We start from the raw sequence: 16,876 nt of genomic DNA on the forward strand, positions 1-16,876 counted from the left end.
GGGGGCGTGGCCTGAGCCTGTAGTCTCAGGCGTCACGCTAATCCCCCAGGAGTCGCCGCCTTCGCTACCATCAACTAGTAGTGCACTCTTCTAAATTTTATTTATGCCAAAAGGAAGAACTTCTAAATTTTTCTTCATTTTAGATAGCAAAAATAATAATACCTTTGCTCCTCTTTCTTAAAATCTAAAGTTTTGTCCCATCCTCTTTCTAAGTAGAAATACAGAAGCTCCCATAGAAAGGGAGCCTTTTGTTTTTAGAGCTTTCGTGTATATTTGCCCTTGTGTTAACGGTGGTGCGTATAAAGTGTTTCACGGATATTCATCCATACTACCCATGTACTAGGTACTTATAGCTCTTCTTCATCAAGTCCGAGCATTTCATCGTAAGCGATCTTCAGCGCCTCATAGATAAAAAGAGCCGCGATTGCATGTGGCACAACAATGCGTTCACCTAAGTCATTAGGTAGTAAGCCACCGCGTATACGTGTAGATATATATGTATACGCCAAATCGGCTAACGGATTTTCACTAGTAGTTACTTCGCTTGCGACTGCTGCAAAGGGAATAAAACGATTACTCAATTTTTGTGCTAATGCTAATGCATCCTTATCCTGTGCACTACGTGTAAAGATACACACGCGGTCAGCTTCACTCACTTCAGTATGTTTGGTCCATGGAAGGAGCTTAGCAAACTGTTCAACACCTTGAAGTGCATTTACTTCGATAACTTGCATTTCACCAAAGCAAGCAAAATAAACATTGCCTTCCCCGATGCCAGCTTGTGCAAGTAATCTTGCTGTTTCTTCAATAGCTTCCTCTTCGCTTTGTGTTATTCTTTGAAGAAGGCCACTTAGTTGAGTTGTTAGAATTTTTGACATGGTTCCACCTCAATCAATATTATATGGTTGAAAGAAGTATAAAGCAAAAGCAGATAATTTATAATACTAGAAGGTATTAAGATTTTAAAGGAGAATTATACATATTATAAGATGTTTTTGTGCAAGAATAATAATTCAAAAAGGGCGGAATGAAATGTGAAACGATTACTAATTGTCGATGATCAGCAAGGCATTCGTTTGCTTTTAAATGAAGTGTTAAAAAAAGAAGGTTACATTACATATTTAGCAGCGAATGGCGTGGAGGCACTACGTTATGCAGAAGAAGAAGCAATAGACTGTGTGTTACTAGACATGAAGATTCCTGGAATGGATGGTATAGAAATTTTAAAGCATTTAAAAGAAAAATGGCCACAAATACCTGTCTTTATGATGACTGCTTATGGTGAATTAGATGTTGTTCAAGAAGCCTTAGAATTAGGGGCTATTCGTTACTTTACAAAACCTTTTGATATTTTTGAAGTACGTGATGAAGTCAATAAAACATTAAAAGCACAAACCAACAGGCAGTGATAAACACCGCTTGTTTTTCACTACTGTTAAAGACACAGCAGATTTCACAGGCTGTCACTAAGTTGTCACTTCGCTTACGCGCTGAAAATAGCGAACGCTGAAAATACTTATCATTTTACACCTGTCACTCGTTAGCATTGCGCATTCGGTCCAAAAACAAAGGCGCTGTCGCTACGTGTCCACTCCGCTTACGCGCTGAAAATAGCGAACGCTGAAAATACTTTTCATTTTACACCTGTCACTCGTTAGCACTGCGCATTCGGTCCAAAAACAAAGGCGCGCTGTCGCTACGTGTCCACTCCGCTTACGCGCTGAAAATAGCGAACGCTGAAAATACTTTTCAGCGTTCGCTATTTTTGCTATGATTGAATAGCATATTTATGTATAAAGAATAGTCCTAAAAGGAGGATTTTTAGTATGGCATTAGTATCTATGAAAGAGATGTTAGTTAAGGCGAAGGCAGAAGGATATGCAGTTGGTCAATTCAACATCAACAACCTTGAATGGACGCAAGCAATTTTACAAGCAGCAGAAGAAGAGAAATCACCAGTAATCCTAGGCGTATCTGAGGGAGCTGGTAAATATATGGGCGGTTTTATCGCCGTAGTTCATATGGTAAAAGGCTTAATGGAATCTTATGGTATTACTGTTCCTGTAGCTATCCATCTTGACCACGGTTCAAGTTTTGATAAATGTAAGGAAGCGATTGATGCAGGTTTCACATCTGTTATGATTGATGCATCACATCACTCATTTGAAGAAAACATTGAAATTACTTCAAAAGTGGTTGAATACGCTCATGCCAAAGGTGTATCTGTGGAAGCTGAACTTGGAACAGTTGGTGGAGACGAAGACGGCGTAATCGGTGGTATTATGTATGCTGATCCAGAAGAATGCCGTAAAATGGTTGAATTAACTGATATCGACTGCTTAGCACCAGCTCTTGGTTCTGTACATGGTCCTTACAAAGGTGAACCTAACCTAGGCTTTAAAGAAATGGAAGAAATCTCAAATTTAGCGGATCTTCCGTTAGTATTGCATGGTGGTACAGGTATCCCAACAAAAGATATTCAACGCTCGATTTCATTAGGTACAGCAAAAATTAATGTCAATACTGAAAATCAAATCGCTGCTACAAAAGTTATCCGCGAGGTCCTTGATAATGATAAAGTTGTGTATGATCCTCGTAAATTCTTAGCACCAGCTCGTGAGGCGATTAAAGCAACTGTTATTGGTAAAATTCGCGAATTCGGCAGTTCACAAAAAGCATAATTTTTGCATCTAATTATGATACAAAATCATAGATGAATACACATAATAAGAGAAGTGTTGATGCTTGTAGTCGACCTTCTCTTGTTTTTGAAATAACAACTTTTTAACATTTATTTAATAATTTAAGAAAATAGGGTTTGGGAGGAAATAATATGAAATTTTTTATTGATACAGCTAACTTTGACGAGATTAAAGAAGCACATGCATGGGGTATTTTATCGGGTGTTACGACAAACCCTTCATTGGTTGCTAAAGAAGAAAATGTGTCATTTCACGATCGTCTGCGTGAGATTGCAGAGCTTGTAGATGGGTCAGTAAGTGGAGAAGTTATTGCACTAGATGCTGAAGGCATGATTAAAGAAGGTCTTGAGTTGGCTGCGATTGCGCCAAATATCACAGTTAAATTACCTATGACACCAGCTGGCTTAGAAGCATGTCGTTTCTTTGCAAACAAAGGTATCAAAACTAACGTAACTTTAATCTTTAGTGCAAACCAAGCGTTAATGGCCGCTCGTGCAGGTGCTACATATGTATCACCATTTATTGGTCGTTTAGATGATATTGGACAAAATGGTGTTGAGCTTATTGAAACTATTGCAGACATTTTTACAATTCATAATATCGATACGCAAATTATCGCAGCTTCGATTCGTCATCCGCAACACGTAACGGCTGCAGCACTTGCAGGTGCGCATATTTCAACAACTCCATATAAAGTATTAAAGCAACTTTTCCATCATCCATTAACGGAAAAAGGAATTGAAGGATTTTTAGCGGATTGGAATAAGAGAAAAGGCGAATAATAAGATTATAAAGTGAGCCAAACGCAAAAATTACTTTCCAATCATGAGGGAGAACGCAAAATGGATGTATACAAAATTACAGGCGAGAATCGTCTAAAAGGTACAATTAAAGTTAGTGGTGCAAAAAATAGTGCGGTCGCCTTAATTCCAGCATCAATTTTGGCGAACTCTCCAGTGACTATTGGTGGGATACCAGAAATTTCGGATGCTTGGACATTGAAGGCGTTATTAGAAGAAATAGGGGGAGAAGTGACTTTTGAAGACGGTAAAATGGTTATTGACCCGTCTGAGATGATTGCCCTTCCTTTGCCGAATGGTAACGTGAAAAAGCTTCGTGCTTCCTATTATTTGATGGGAGCAATGCTTGGTCGTTTTAAAAAGGCTGTTATTGGATTACCTGGAGGCTGTTTCCTTGGCCCACGACCAATTGATCAGCATATTAAAGGTTTTGAGGCACTCGGAGCTAAAATTACGAATGAGCATGGAGCGATTTATTTACGAGCAGATGAATTGATTGGCGCAAAAATTTATTTAGACGTTGCCAGCGTTGGAGCAACCATTAATATTATGTTAGCCGCTGTACGTGCAAAAGGGCGTACAGTTATTGAAAATGCGGCGAAAGAGCCTGAAATCATTGATGTTGCTACACTTCTTACAAACATGGGGGCCAATATTAAAGGCGCAGGTACGAGCGTTATTCGTATTGATGGTGTTGAGGAGCTTCATGGTACAGAGCATACAATTATTCCTGACCGTATTGAAGCGGCAACCTTTATGATTATGGCCGCGGCTGTTGGCGATGGTATTACAATTGATAATGTGATTCCGTTACATTTAGAGGCAATTACAGCAAAGCTTCGTGAAATGGGTGTGAAAATTGAAATAGGTGAGGAAAGTATTTATGTCCCGAAAACCGACCTTACTACATTGCAAGCAGTTGATGTCAAGACGTTAGTGTATCCTGGCTTCCCGACAGATATTCAGCAACCACTTTCTGTGTTGATGTCACAGGCACTCGGTTCTTCAAAGGTAACGGACACAATATATACTGCCCGTTTTAAACATATAGATGAACTTCGCCGTATGAATGCAAATGCACGTGTCGAAGGAAATACAGCAATTATTTCCGGCCCCAATAAATTACACGGCTCAAATGTGACAGCGACAGACCTTCGTGCTGGTGCAGCTTTAGTATTAGCTGGATTATTAGCAGAAGGTGAAACTGAAATTCACGATATCTATCACATTGAACGAGGCTATAGCTCACTTATTGAAAAATTACGTGATTTAGGCGCAGATATTCGACGTGAGACAATAATGGTAGGTGTAGCAGAGCTAAAGGAATAATGTGTGGTAAAAGTTTTGAGCCAATTATGTTACAATAGAGGTAATTTGAATGTTTCGGCAAATGAATTATGCCGATAACGGGAGGAAAAACAACAATGGAACGTAGTTTATCGATGGAAGTAGTACGAGTAACAGAGGCAGCAGCAATCGCATCCGGGAAATGGATGGGTCGCGGTTTGAAAATTGAGGCAGATGATGCAGCAACGACAGCAATGCGCTCAATGTTCGATACAATTCCAATGCATGCTACAGTAGTAATTGGTGAAGGTGAAATGGACGAAGCGCCAATGCTTTATATTGGAGAAGAGCTTGGCCTTCGTAATGGTGGTCCTCAAGTAGATATTGCAGTTGACCCGTTAGAAGGTACGAATATTGTAGCTAAAGGTACGAATGGTGCAATGACAGTACTTGCAATTGCCGATAAAGGTAATCTATTAAATGCACCTGATATGTACATGGAGAAAATTGCAGTAGGACCAGAAGCAGCAGGAAAAGTTGATATTAATGCATCTGTTACTTATAACTTGTTACAAGTAGCAAAAGCAAAAAATAAAGATATTTCTGACGTGGTAGCTACTCTATTAGATCGTCCACGCCATCAAGCAATTGTAGATGAAATTCGTGAAGCTGGAGCTCGAATTAAATTTATCCAAGATGGTGATGTCGGGGCAGCCATTAACACCGCTTTCGATGAAACTGGCATTGACATTATGTTCGGAATGGGTGGCGCACCAGAAGGTGTTATTTCTGCGGTTGCATTAAAATGCCTTGGCGGAGACTTCCAAGCGAAACTAGTGCCAGAAGACGAGGAACAGCTAGAGCGTTGCAAAAAAATGGGCGTAGATGTTGATAAAGTTCTTTATTTAGATGACCTAGTAAAAGGTGACGATGCGATTTTTGCAGCAACAGCTGTCACAGATTGCGAGTTATTAAAAGGAGTTCAGTATAAAGGCGCTTATGCATTAACACATTCAGTTGTTATGCGAGCAAAATCTGGTACTGTTCGTTTTGTAGAAGGTCGTCACGCTCTTGAGAAAAAACCTAGCTATTAATAATAATTTCTTCTAAAATATACCTAGCGCATCTTTTTGTGCTAGGTACCTTCTTCTTAATTTAAACCATCCCATAGTTTTATAAGGCAGAGTTATACTTCAATGTTTTGTTGGTTGGAGAGTAACTGTAGTTCTACTCCTAAGGCATAAGCGGTGAAGCTAACATCTTGCCCGGGGCAGAGAAGCGGCGCTTAGCCACTACTCCGAGAAACGGAGCTAATTACAGGTACGAATACCAACCGTTGTCACACAAGCCTTTCGTAAAAAAAACTTCATTGATAACCCCACAAAGCAATATATTTTGAAAAAGACTGGAGTTGTGCATATGTCTGCATTGACAATCGCTCAATTAGAAAACATGACGTTAAAAGAGCTTTACGCCCTCGCACGCCAATATAAAATTTCATATTATAGCAAGCTAACAAAAAAAGAATTAATTTTTGCTATTTTGAAAACGCGTTCAGAACAAGAGGGTTATTTCTTTATGGAAGGAGTACTTGAAATTGTATCGCAAGAGGGCTTTGGCTTCCTTCGCCCAATTAACTACTCTCCAAGTAAAGAGGATATTTATATTTCTGCTTCTCAGATTCGACGCTTTGACCTACGTAATGGGGACAAGGTATCTGGTAAGGTACGTCCACCAAAAGAGAACGAACGCTACTATGGTCTGCTACAAGTGGATGCTGTAAATGGCGAAGATCCAGAAGTAGCGAAAGAACGCGTGCATTTCCCAGCATTGACACCGTTATATCCTGATCGACAAATCAAGCTTGAAACAACGCAGCAAAGTTTATCGACTCGTATTATGGATTTAGTGGCACCAGTAGGTTTTGGTCAGCGTGGTTTAATCGTTGCGCCTCCAAAAGCAGGGAAAACCTCGTTATTAAAAGAAATTGCCAATGCAATTACAACGAATTATCCAGAGGCAGAGTTAATTGTATTACTTATTGATGAACGTCCTGAGGAAGTTACAGATATTGAACGTTCTGTGAATGCAGATGTAGTTAGTTCTACTTTCGATGAGGTACCAGAAAATCACGTAAAGGTTGCAGAAATAGTTTTAGAGCGTGCACGCCGTTTAGTTGAGCATAAACGTGACGTAATTATTTTAATGGATTCCATTACTCGTTTAGCACGTGCTTATAACCTTGTTATTCCACCAAGTGGTCGTACACTATCAGGTGGTATTGACCCTGCTGCTTTCCATAGACCTAAACGTTTCTTCGGTTCTGCCCGTAATATTGAAGAAGGTGGTAGCTTAACAATTCTAGCTACGGCTTTAGTCGATACTGGCTCACGAATGGACGAAGTCATTTATGAAGAATTTAAAGGTACAGGGAATTTAGAGCTTCACCTAGATCGTCAATTAGCAGAGCGTCGTATTTTCCCTGCGCTTGATATTCGTCGTTCAGGTACGCGAAAAGAAGAGCTACTTCTTGAACCGGAACAACTTGAAAAGCTATGGGCAATTCGTAAAACATTCTCGGATTCTTCTGATTTTTCGGAGCGTTTCTTAAAAAAGTTACGCACAACAAAATCAAACGAAGAATTTTTTGAAAAGTTAAATGAGGATATGAAGAAAGCTACAAAAGGTAAGGGTTTACTATAACAATAAAAGATCACCATTGACGAGTTTAGTTAATGGTGATTTTTTTTGTCTGAGAACCATAATTGAAATTGATAATCGTTATCAATATAATTGAGATGAACTATTCTATTTCAAAAGGAGAAAGATATGAATTATGAGGCGTTTATGTTGCTTTGGGAGAATACATATATCAAGTTGAAGCAGTTTGATTATGTAAATAAAGCAGACATACAAATAGATACAAGAGTAAATCACAGCACATTACTTGTCATCACAGCGGGCGAGGCAGAAGTTTTAATCGGAGATCAACCTTATCAAGTACAAAGCTTTAGTATTTTTCATATTGGCAAGTTTCAAACACTACATATAAATGGAAAGGATACTATTAGCTATTACTTGATTCACTATAAAGGGGATGTTATGTACGCAGATGCCTTTTTACAGCATTTATACATGCAATATCAACCATTTCAAACGAATTTCACCTGTATACCAGCTAATGCTCTAGGTATTCATCTATTACTGCAAGACATGTACGATAAATGGAAAACTAGCTCTATCCAGGAGCATCTATCAGTAAAGGCCTCCTTTTATGAACTGATCTATCGTATTTTTCAAGAGCTGAATGAGGGACTGGGCAAGTCCCATGAAATAGATAAAGTAGAGGCAGCACGCCTCTATTTAGAACAACATATTCATGAGCCTATTTCTATACAGACACTTGCAGATGCGCTCAAAATTAGTACACGCCATCTTTTACGCACCTTCAAGCAACGTTTTGGTATTGGTCCACAAATTTATTTGCAACAACTACGAATTGAACATGCGAAACACTATCTATTGTCAAATCATTATGGCATCAGAGAGATAGCAATATCACTAGGCTATGAAGATGAATATTATTTTAGTAGAGCCTTTAAAAAGGAAACAAATATGGCGCCAAGTTTTTTTAGGCGGAAAAATACATCCGATTTGTCCGATTATGCTATTACAAATGAGAATCGTTTTCAATACAATGAGAATCAGCACGCGCAAGCAATACGTTTTGAAAGTAGGGAAAATAATTACATGATGAAATACGTAGGGATGCCTTTTTTGTTAAGTCTATTGGTATTACTTGCAGCATGTGGAGAAGATTCAGCTCAAACTAATAACAATGACGTAACTCTTAAAACTGAAGAATCTACAGTTCGAACAGTAACTGATGATAGTGGTCGAGAGGTTGAAATTCCAGTAAAGGCAGAACGGATAGTGACAGATTGGTATCTTGGTCAGATTCTAGCTTTAGATATAGTGCCAGTAGGAGCTGTTACAGCTAATTTAGAGTATGCTGCATTTTTAAAACCATATTATAAAGATAAAGAAATTAATAATATTGGAACAGACGGTAATACTTCTTTGGAGAAAATTTTAGAATTAAAACCAGATTTAATTATTACATGGAATAAAGATGATGCAGAAAAATATGAAAAGATAGCACCAACCATCGTGTTTTCTGAATCAGCGCATAATTCAGCAACTGATGAAATCAAGGCAATGGGTGAATTTCTTGGCAGACAAGCAGAGGCAGAGGCATTTGTAAAAGATTTTGATAATCGTATAACTAAAGCACAAAGCAAAATAAATGCTGCAATACCAGAAGGCGCAACCTTTACTATTTTTGATTTATTTGAAAAAAATGCAACAATCGTTGGCAATAATAGTGTGTCAGGTGGGCGAGCATTATACCAAATACTTAACATGAAGCCACAAGAAATGGTGCAAGAGCTTTTTGATACGAAAGAATTTGGTGGCGGACGCTATGATGTCTCCTATGAAGTGGTAGGCGACTACGTTGGGGATTATGTATTTCTCATAAATTTCTTTAATAAGGGTGGAGAATTTCCATCAACATGGACAAATTTAGATGTTGTAAAAAATAATAACATAATTGATTTATCACCAGAGTATTATTTTGCTTCGGATCCGTTATCAGGATTACACCAAGCTGAAGATATGGCTAATAAAATAGTAGAATTTACAGAGTCTCAAAAAAATAAATAGTGGTAACGCGCCCAACCGTTAATTAGACAAGCATTCTGACTTACTCGTAGGAAAAGCGAAATCAAAGCAATAACCAAATATTTCGTGAGATGAGCTATCTGATTTATAGTCGGGTAGCTCATTTATTAGACTTTTAAATAGTAATCTTCATGGCTGTTATTCATATATTGCAATACTAGTAAGATTTAGTGTATATTTAATCAATAATGATAATCATTATCAATTAATTGAGTTTGTTCTAAAGAATACAATAACCAGTTATATAAGTATTTATAAATTAGGAGGTCTCATCAATGTTATTACAACGTTTTTTTTCTTATTACAGGCCATATAAGGGGTTATTTATACTAGATTTTTCCTGTGCTATAGTAGCAGCCCTCATCGAGCTAGCTTTTCCATTGGTATTAAACAAGGTGATAGATGATATTCTTCCTGATGGGGAATTAAAGTGGATTGTAATGGCGAGTTTGCTATTGCTCTTGTTATACATATTCAATTCGATTTTAGATTTTATTGTTTCCTATTGGGGACATATGTTAGGGATAAATATTGAAACAGATATGCGCAAAGAGTCGTTCAGTCATGTACAAAAACTCTCTTTTCGATATTTTGATAATAACAAAACGGGCCACCTTGTTTCACGACTAACAAATGATTTAATGGATATTGGCGAGCTTGCCCATCACGGTCCAGAGGATATGTTTATTGCTACTATGACGATTATTGGCTCTTTCGGCGTGATGTTCTACATTGATCCAACCTTCACACTACTTATTTTCATTCTAGTGCCAATCATTCTGTTACTTACAATATTTTTTGGCAAGCTCATGTCCAAAGCATTCCGTCAAATGTTTGGAGATATCGCTGATTTTAACGCACGAGTTGAAAACAATGTAAGCGGTATCCGTGTCGTACAAGCATTTACAAATGAAGAACATGAAATTAAACGCTTTAAGGTTAATAATAATCGCTTCAGAGCGACCAAGCTATTTTCTTATAAAGTGATGGCGTGGAATGAGGCAATTTCAGGTATTTTAACAAAGGTTTTATCATTATTCACACTTTTTGTAGGGGCATACTTTGTTTTGCAGGGGCAGTTAACAAATGGTGAGTTTATTGCATTCATCTTATTATCAGGCATTCTTTTAGGTCCTATTAACAAAATTAATATGTTTATAGAAACTTATCCAAAAGGGATGGCTGGTTTTAAACGTTATATTGATTTTCTTGAAACAGCACCAGAAATTGCAGATCGCCCAGAAGCGAAGAATATTGAGGTTATTGAAGGAGACATTACATTTAATAATGTATCTTTTGGCTATACAGATAAGGAACGCACTTTAAATAATATTCATCTTAAGGTTCGTCCGGGTGAAACGGTTGCACTTGTTGGGCCATCAGGAGCAGGTAAATCAACCATTTGTAGCCTGTTACCTCGTTTTTACGAGGTAAGTGAAGGAACAATTAAGATTGATGGAATCGATATACGAGATTTCAAGCTACAATCTCTTCGTGCTCATATCGGGATTGTACAGCAAGATGTGTTCTTGTTTGATGGGACGGTTAGAGAAAATATTGCTTACGGTGATTTAGAAGCTAGTGAAGAGGATATTTGGCATGCAGCAAGGCGTGCCCAGTTAGAGGAGGTCATTAATGCCCTGCCGGAGGGCATGGATACCTTAATCGGTGAACGTGGAGTCAAGCTATCGGGAGGTCAAAAGCAACGACTGTCCATTGCACGTATATTCCTGAAAAATCCAAAAATATTGATTTTGGATGAGGCAACATCTGCCTTAGATACAGAAACGGAGAAGGCGATTCAACAAGCATTAAATGAGCTATCAATTGGACGTACGACATTAGTTATTGCGCACCGTTTAGCAACCATCAAGGATGCAGATCGCATCGTTGTTGTGTCTAAGAAGGGCATTATTGAGGAAGGCACACATGATGAACTAATGAATATACAAAATGCTTATTACGGTCTTTATACAGCGCAATTTGGTTTGCAAATTTAAATTCTACAAATAGAGTATGTTCCAGCATAGTGTGGAAATGATCGGAATGCTTGTCATTTCTACACTTAATTTAATTTAAACAGAGAAAGGGAGTTTCATATGACAGTCCTTGAAATAGAACATGTTGCTATAGGTTATTCATCTACATTGATTGTAGATGATTTAAGTGTAGCGATTCCAAAAGGGCAAATCTCTACAATTATTGGTCCAAATGGCTGTGGAAAATCTACGTTATTAAAGGCTGTGGCACGTGTCCTTAGAACACAAGATGGCGCTGTATATTTGGATGGAAAAGCGATTCATCAATTGAAGACAAAAGAGGTTGCAAAGAGGATGGCGATTCTACCACAAACAGCAACCGCTCCGGGTGGTTTGACAGTTTTTGAATTAGTATCTTACGGTCGATTTCCACATCAAACAGGTTTTGGCACGTTGCGTAAGGAGGATTATGAATATATTCATTGGGCGATTGATGTCACAGGGCTAAGAGAATTTAGTGATCGTCCAATAGAAGCATTATCAGGAGGGCAACGTCAACGAGTTTGGATTGCAATGGCGTTAGCCCAAGGAACAGATATTCTTATACTAGATGAACCAACTACCTATTTGGATTTAGCGCATCAGTTAGATATTCTTCTATTATTGCAAAAGTTAAATAAAGAAGAAGGACGCACAATTGTTATGGTATTGCACGATTTAAATCATGCTTCCCGTTTTTCTCAATTTATGATTGCGATGAGAGATGGACAACTTGTCGTAAATGGCAACCCGGATGAAGTCATGACAAAAGAAAATTTACAAAAAGTATTTAATATTGATGCGACGATGGCTCTTTGCCCGTATAGTAATAACCCAATTTGCTTATCTTACCAATTATATGAAAATGCTGAGTAGTGAACGGAAAGTTTCCATCATTGATGAGTCCTTTCTTTGCCGAAGAATAAGCAGTAACACAAGCTAAGTACGCTACACCTTGTTGATCCTGATGTGGAACAAAGGAATGCTGTGGATTTTGCTTATTAAATAGGAAATAAAGTTTTAAACGGATAGATATTAAGGAGGAAAAGCATGACTACGTCAGCAGAAGCAGTAGAAGGGCTCGGGAAATTAGAAGAGCTACAAAGACGTTCTCATCCAGTACGTGCTGTTGTGGCACTAATTGTAGGTCTTATTACATTAATATTTGCTATTGGTTTGTCTATTTCATTTGGAGCGGCTGATATTTCATTAGGCACTGTTTGGACAGCCGTTTTTCATTTTTCATCAGATTTAACGGCGCATCAAATTATACGTGATATTCGATTACCACGTGTACTTGGAGCAGCATTGGTAGGAGGGTGCTTTGCAGTGGCAGGCGCTATTATGCAAGGGATGACACGCAACCCATTAGCAGACTCTGGTTTGTTGGGATTAAACTCAGGTGCAGCATTTATGCTTGCAGTTTGCTTCGCCTTTTTCCCTGGGTTACCCTATATGTTTTTAATTTTATGGTCATTTGTAGGAGCAGGGTTAGGGGTCGTAATCGTGTATGGCATAGGTTCAATAGCAAAAGGTGGTTTAACACCAATGCGCTTAGTACTGGCGGGGGCAGCTGTTAGTGCACTTTTAGGAGCATTGGGAGAAGGGATTGCACTCTATTATCGTATTGGACAAGATTTAGCTTTTTGGTATGCAGGTGGTGTGTCCGGAACGAAATGGTATCACCTTCAGATATTGTCTCCATGGATACTTGTCGCTATGATAGGGGCACTTATATTATCACGTTCGATTACACTTCTTAGCTTAGGAGAGGAAATTGCAATTGGGCTAGGACAGCGTACAGGCGTTATAAAAGTTTGGGGTATGATTGTGGTTCTAATATTAGCAGGAGCAGCTGTATCTGTAGTAGGAGCGGTTGGCTTTGTTGGATTAATTATTCCACATATAACGAGATACATAGTAGGTCATGATTACCGTTGGATTATTTCTTGTTCGTTAGTGTATGGAGCTTTGCTTGTTGTGTTAGCAGATCTTTTTGCACGTACCATAAATCCTCCTTACGAAGTACCAATTGGAGCAATTATTGCCTTTATCGGTGTTCCATTCTTCCTATACTTAGCGCGTAAAGGAGGAAAAGAACTATGAGCAATAATAGCTTTCTAACAGCCAGTCAACAAAAGGCTAAAAAGAAAAACTTCTTCATTTTAAGTATATTAGTAGTGTTCATTGTTATTACGTTTGTCATTAGTATGAATACAGGTGTGATTAAACTGACACCAATGGAAGTTATACGTACTCTATTTGGTTTTGGCGATGCTCAACAGCAGTTAATCTTATATGAGTTTAGACTGCCACGTATTATTATCGCTGTATTGGTTGGTATGGGTTTAGCTATCTCAGGTGCTATTTTACAGGGGATTTCAAAAAATGCTTTAGCGGATCCAGGTATTTTAGGAATAAATGCAGGTGCTGGTCTAGCGGTAATGCTGTTTATTTCATTCTTTCCAGCAACAACGGCAGCTCCAGTTTACTTACTTCCTGTGTTAGCTTTTGTAGGTGCTGGATTGACAGCCATTGTCATATATACACTTTCCTATAAACGTCATGAAGGTATTACACCAATGCGTCTACTATTAACAGGAATTGCGGTAGCGGCAGGTATAAGTTCAGCAATGATTGTGCTGACGCTTCGTTTGTCACCTGAAAATTATCAATTTGTTGCCACATGGTTAGCAGGGAGTATTTGGGGTTCGAATTGGAAATTCGTTTTATCTTTGCTGCCGTGGTTATTGATATTAGTCCCATTCGTTTATGCTAAAGCACGGGTGTTAAATATTTTGAATTTAGGTGATTTAACTGCAGTTGGTTTAGGTGCTTCCATTGAAAAGGAAAGACGTTGGCTATTAGCGGCATCAGTTGGTTTAGCTGGAGCAAGTGTTTCAGTCAGTGGGGGTATTGGCTTTGTGGGATTAATTGCACCTCATTTAGCACGTCAGCTAGTTGGAGCAAAACATCAATTTTTATTGCCAGCATCAGCATTAGTAGGGGGGTTACTTGTCTTATTGGCTGATACAATTGGCCGTTCCATTTTAGAGCCTTCTGAAATTCCAGCAGGTATTGTAGTTGCTGTCTTAGGAGCGCCATATTTCTTATACTTGCTAGCGCGCGTAAAGGAATAAAGTATTATATTTTTTAAAGACAATCATTGAGAATGAATATTATTATCATTAATAGGAGAGATTTAAAATGAAAAATTTTTACAGGTTTTTCACTAATACTTGCCCTTTTGCTTGTAGGTTGTAGTAGCACAGATGACGCTATTAAGGATAGCAATGCTAAAGAGGAAGAAAACACAGCTACAACAAAAAAGGTACCAACAATTAACGGAGAAATTGAAATCCCTACTAAAGTTGAACGTCTAGTTGTAGATGCATATTTACCAACATCATTATTATTAGGAGTTAAGCCAGTTGGTGCAACACAACGAGATTTAGAAAATGTCCATATTCAAAATCAAATAGAGGGCATTGCAAACACAGGAGAAAATAGTGTTGAAGCAATTTTAGCGTTGCAACCAGATTTAATACTAACAGCATCTGGTGAACAAAGATATTACGAAAAATTTTCGAAAATTGCTCCAACGATTGTGATTCCATACGAAACATATCGTTCAGTTGAAGAAGAAGGTGGTAGGGCTTGCTGAGATTTTTGGAAAACAAGCTGAAGGAGAAGCTTGGTTAAAAATGTTTGAAGAAAAAGTAAATGAGCATAAAGAAAGATTAGCAACTGTTATGGATGAAAACGAAACAGTGTCTATCTTTGGCGCATTCGGCAAAGACTTTTACTTATACGGTGACGGTATTTATCGTGGTGGGCAAGCAATTTATAAAAAATTGCAATTGCAAGCACCAGAACGAATTCAAAAGGAATTAATTGATGCAGGTGAAACGTATAAACAAGTGTCTTATGAAGTGTTACCTGAGTATGCAGGGGACTATATTTTCCTAGATGAATCAAAAGGTGCCGAGTTAAACAAAGAAGATGCTTTATGGTTATCGCTAGATGCGGTGAAAAATAACAATGTCTTCTATTTAGCTCCAGATAGATTTTGGCCATATGATCCGATTGCTGTTCTTGCACAAGTAGAAGAAGTGACAAATATGTTAATTGATAAGAAAGCTAGTGAAAAATAAGATACGTTGTTAAGTGCAAACATCAACAAACAAGAGAAAATGAAATGGGGTATTTAGTAGATGTCGGAAGAAGAACTGTATGATGTAACAATTGTCGGTGGAGGTCCAGCTGGACTTTATACTGCTTTTTATAGTGGCATGCGTGATTTGAAAACAAAAGTGATAGAATACAGCTCGCAACTAGGTGGTCGAATGTTAATTTATCCTGAAAAAATGATTTGGGATGTGGGTGGTGTAACACCTATATTAGGTGAACAACTAATCGAGCAATTGGTGCAACAAGCTAAAACATTTGACCCTACGATTGTGTTAAACCAAAAGGTTGAAAACTTAGAAAAGCAAGCGGATGGTACATTTATTTTGACGTCGTCAACTGGCGAGAAACATTATTCAAAGACAGTGATTCTAGCAGTTGGTTATGGTGTTCTAGCTATGCAAAAATTAGAGGTTGAAGGTGCGGATCGTTTTGAAGTAACGAATTTACATTATACGGTGCAAGAGTTAGAGGTCTTCCGTAACAAACATGTGCTAATTTCGGGTGGTGGTAATTCAGCCGTTGATTGGGCAAATGAGTTAGAGCGAATTGCAGCAAGTGTAACAATTGTCCATCGCCGCGATGAGTTTGGTGGGCATGAAAAAAATGTCTTAAGAATGCGTGAATCCACAGTAGATGTTAGAACACCCTATGAAGTGGTCCAGTTACATGGTGATGAAGACCTAATCAAATATGTCTCTATCCAGCATAAAGAAACAGGCGTAACGGAGCGTATTAAAGTAGATGCAGTAGTCGTTAATCATGGATTAAAATGTGATTATGGAGCACTAGAAAAATGGGGCATAAACATACAAGACGGAGTTGCCATTGTAAATGAAAAGCGTGAAACAAATATTGAAGGTCTTTTTGGAGCGGGTGATTTTATAGATTATCCTAGTAAAGTAAGGTTAATAGCTGGGGCTTTTACTGACGGCGTATTAGCATTAAATAGTGCAAAACTTTATCTAGAGCCGGATGCACCGAAAGTTGCGTATGTTTCGTCGCACAACATTTGTTTTAAGGAACGTAATAAAAAAATAGGTTTAGAAGATCATGATTATCGCGAAGTTCGCGGGTAAGTACTAGATTGAAATTTAAAACAACATTTATAGCAATTTTCTTTCTTGATAAAAATAAA

The 16,876-nt window shown here is 38.2% G+C and carries 15 protein-coding genes; 14 read left to right on the top strand and 1 reads right to left on the bottom strand.

Annotation, left to right across the window (positions count from 1 at the left end):
* Nucleotides 1-347: 347 nt before the first annotated feature.
* Entirely contained in the window at nucleotides 348-878 is a 531-nt protein-coding gene (locus C9J31_RS02925; RefSeq protein ID WP_054767363.1) for a DUF2529 family protein, read from the bottom strand.
* Nucleotides 879-1,034: 156 nt separating this feature from the next.
* On the opposite strand from C9J31_RS02925, the gene C9J31_RS02930 reads away from it, so the two are divergent.
* The 14 genes from C9J31_RS02930 (at nucleotide 1,035) to C9J31_RS02990 (ending at nucleotide 16,817) form a co-directional block, all read left to right on the top strand.
* Nucleotides 1,035-1,409 carry a response regulator gene (locus C9J31_RS02930; RefSeq protein ID WP_107947543.1) on the top strand — a complete coding sequence of 125 codons (375 nt, stop codon included), beginning with the start codon at nucleotides 1,035-1,037 and terminating at the stop codon, nucleotides 1,407-1,409.
* Between the two features lie 417 nt (nucleotides 1,410-1,826).
* A complete protein-coding gene (locus tag C9J31_RS02935) occupies nucleotides 1,827-2,681 on the top strand; it encodes a class II fructose-bisphosphate aldolase (protein WP_054767364.1) in 855 nt (284 codons plus the stop codon).
* A 152-nt stretch (nucleotides 2,682-2,833) separates the two neighbouring features.
* Nucleotides 2,834-3,484 (top strand): fructose-6-phosphate aldolase, encoded by a 651-nt coding sequence (fsa, locus tag C9J31_RS02940; protein WP_107947541.1) that lies wholly within the window; start codon nucleotides 2,834-2,836, stop codon nucleotides 3,482-3,484.
* A 60-nt stretch (nucleotides 3,485-3,544) separates the two neighbouring features.
* Nucleotides 3,545-4,831, top strand: a complete 1,287-nt coding sequence (locus C9J31_RS02945) for a UDP-N-acetylglucosamine 1-carboxyvinyltransferase (protein ID WP_107923678.1) — start codon at nucleotides 3,545-3,547, stop codon at nucleotides 4,829-4,831.
* A gap of 95 nt (nucleotides 4,832-4,926) precedes the next feature.
* Entirely contained in the window at nucleotides 4,927-5,883 is a 957-nt protein-coding gene (glpX, locus tag C9J31_RS02950) for a class II fructose-bisphosphatase (RefSeq protein WP_107923677.1), read from the top strand.
* A 325-nt stretch (nucleotides 5,884-6,208) separates the two neighbouring features.
* Entirely contained in the window at nucleotides 6,209-7,492 is a 1,284-nt protein-coding gene (gene rho, locus C9J31_RS02955) for a transcription termination factor Rho (protein WP_107947539.1), read from the top strand.
* Nucleotides 7,493-7,618: 126 nt separating this feature from the next.
* Nucleotides 7,619-9,514, top strand: coding sequence for an AraC family transcriptional regulator (locus C9J31_RS02960; RefSeq protein WP_107947537.1), 1,896 nt, complete (start codon nucleotides 7,619-7,621; stop codon nucleotides 9,512-9,514).
* Nucleotides 9,515-9,807: 293 nt separating this feature from the next.
* Nucleotides 9,808-11,532, top strand: coding sequence for an ABC transporter ATP-binding protein (locus C9J31_RS02965; protein WP_107947536.1), 1,725 nt, complete (start codon nucleotides 9,808-9,810; stop codon nucleotides 11,530-11,532).
* 99 nt (nucleotides 11,533-11,631) lie between these two features.
* Nucleotides 11,632-12,426: an ABC transporter ATP-binding protein gene (locus tag C9J31_RS02970; RefSeq protein ID WP_054767366.1), complete on the top strand. Its 795-nt coding sequence runs from the start codon at nucleotides 11,632-11,634 to the stop codon at nucleotides 12,424-12,426.
* Nucleotides 12,427-12,600: 174 nt separating this feature from the next.
* Complete coding sequence (locus C9J31_RS02975) at nucleotides 12,601-13,656, top strand: FecCD family ABC transporter permease (protein WP_107947534.1); 1,056 nt, start codon at nucleotides 12,601-12,603, stop codon at nucleotides 13,654-13,656.
* On the top strand, nucleotides 13,653-14,690 hold the full coding sequence (locus C9J31_RS02980; RefSeq protein WP_107947532.1) for a FecCD family ABC transporter permease: 1,038 nt from the start codon (nucleotides 13,653-13,655) through the stop codon (nucleotides 14,688-14,690). Before C9J31_RS02975 ends, C9J31_RS02980 begins: the two co-directional genes overlap by 4 nt.
* Before the next feature lie 107 nt (nucleotides 14,691-14,797).
* Nucleotides 14,798-15,214, top strand: coding sequence for an ABC transporter substrate-binding protein (locus tag C9J31_RS23935; RefSeq protein ID WP_274520138.1), 417 nt, complete (start codon nucleotides 14,798-14,800; stop codon nucleotides 15,212-15,214).
* Between the two features lie 40 nt (nucleotides 15,215-15,254).
* A complete protein-coding gene (locus tag C9J31_RS23940; RefSeq protein WP_280530767.1) occupies nucleotides 15,255-15,704 on the top strand; it encodes a TroA family protein in 450 nt (149 codons plus the stop codon).
* Between the two features lie 60 nt (nucleotides 15,705-15,764).
* Nucleotides 15,765-16,817: an NAD(P)/FAD-dependent oxidoreductase gene (locus C9J31_RS02990; RefSeq protein WP_107947531.1), complete on the top strand. Its 1,053-nt coding sequence runs from the start codon at nucleotides 15,765-15,767 to the stop codon at nucleotides 16,815-16,817.
* Nucleotides 16,818-16,876: the final 59 nt, after the last annotated feature.

The sequence above is a fragment of the Lysinibacillus parviboronicapiens genome (genome assembly GCF_003049605.2).
GTDB lineage: Bacteria > Bacillota > Bacilli > Bacillales_A > Planococcaceae > Lysinibacillus > Lysinibacillus parviboronicapiens.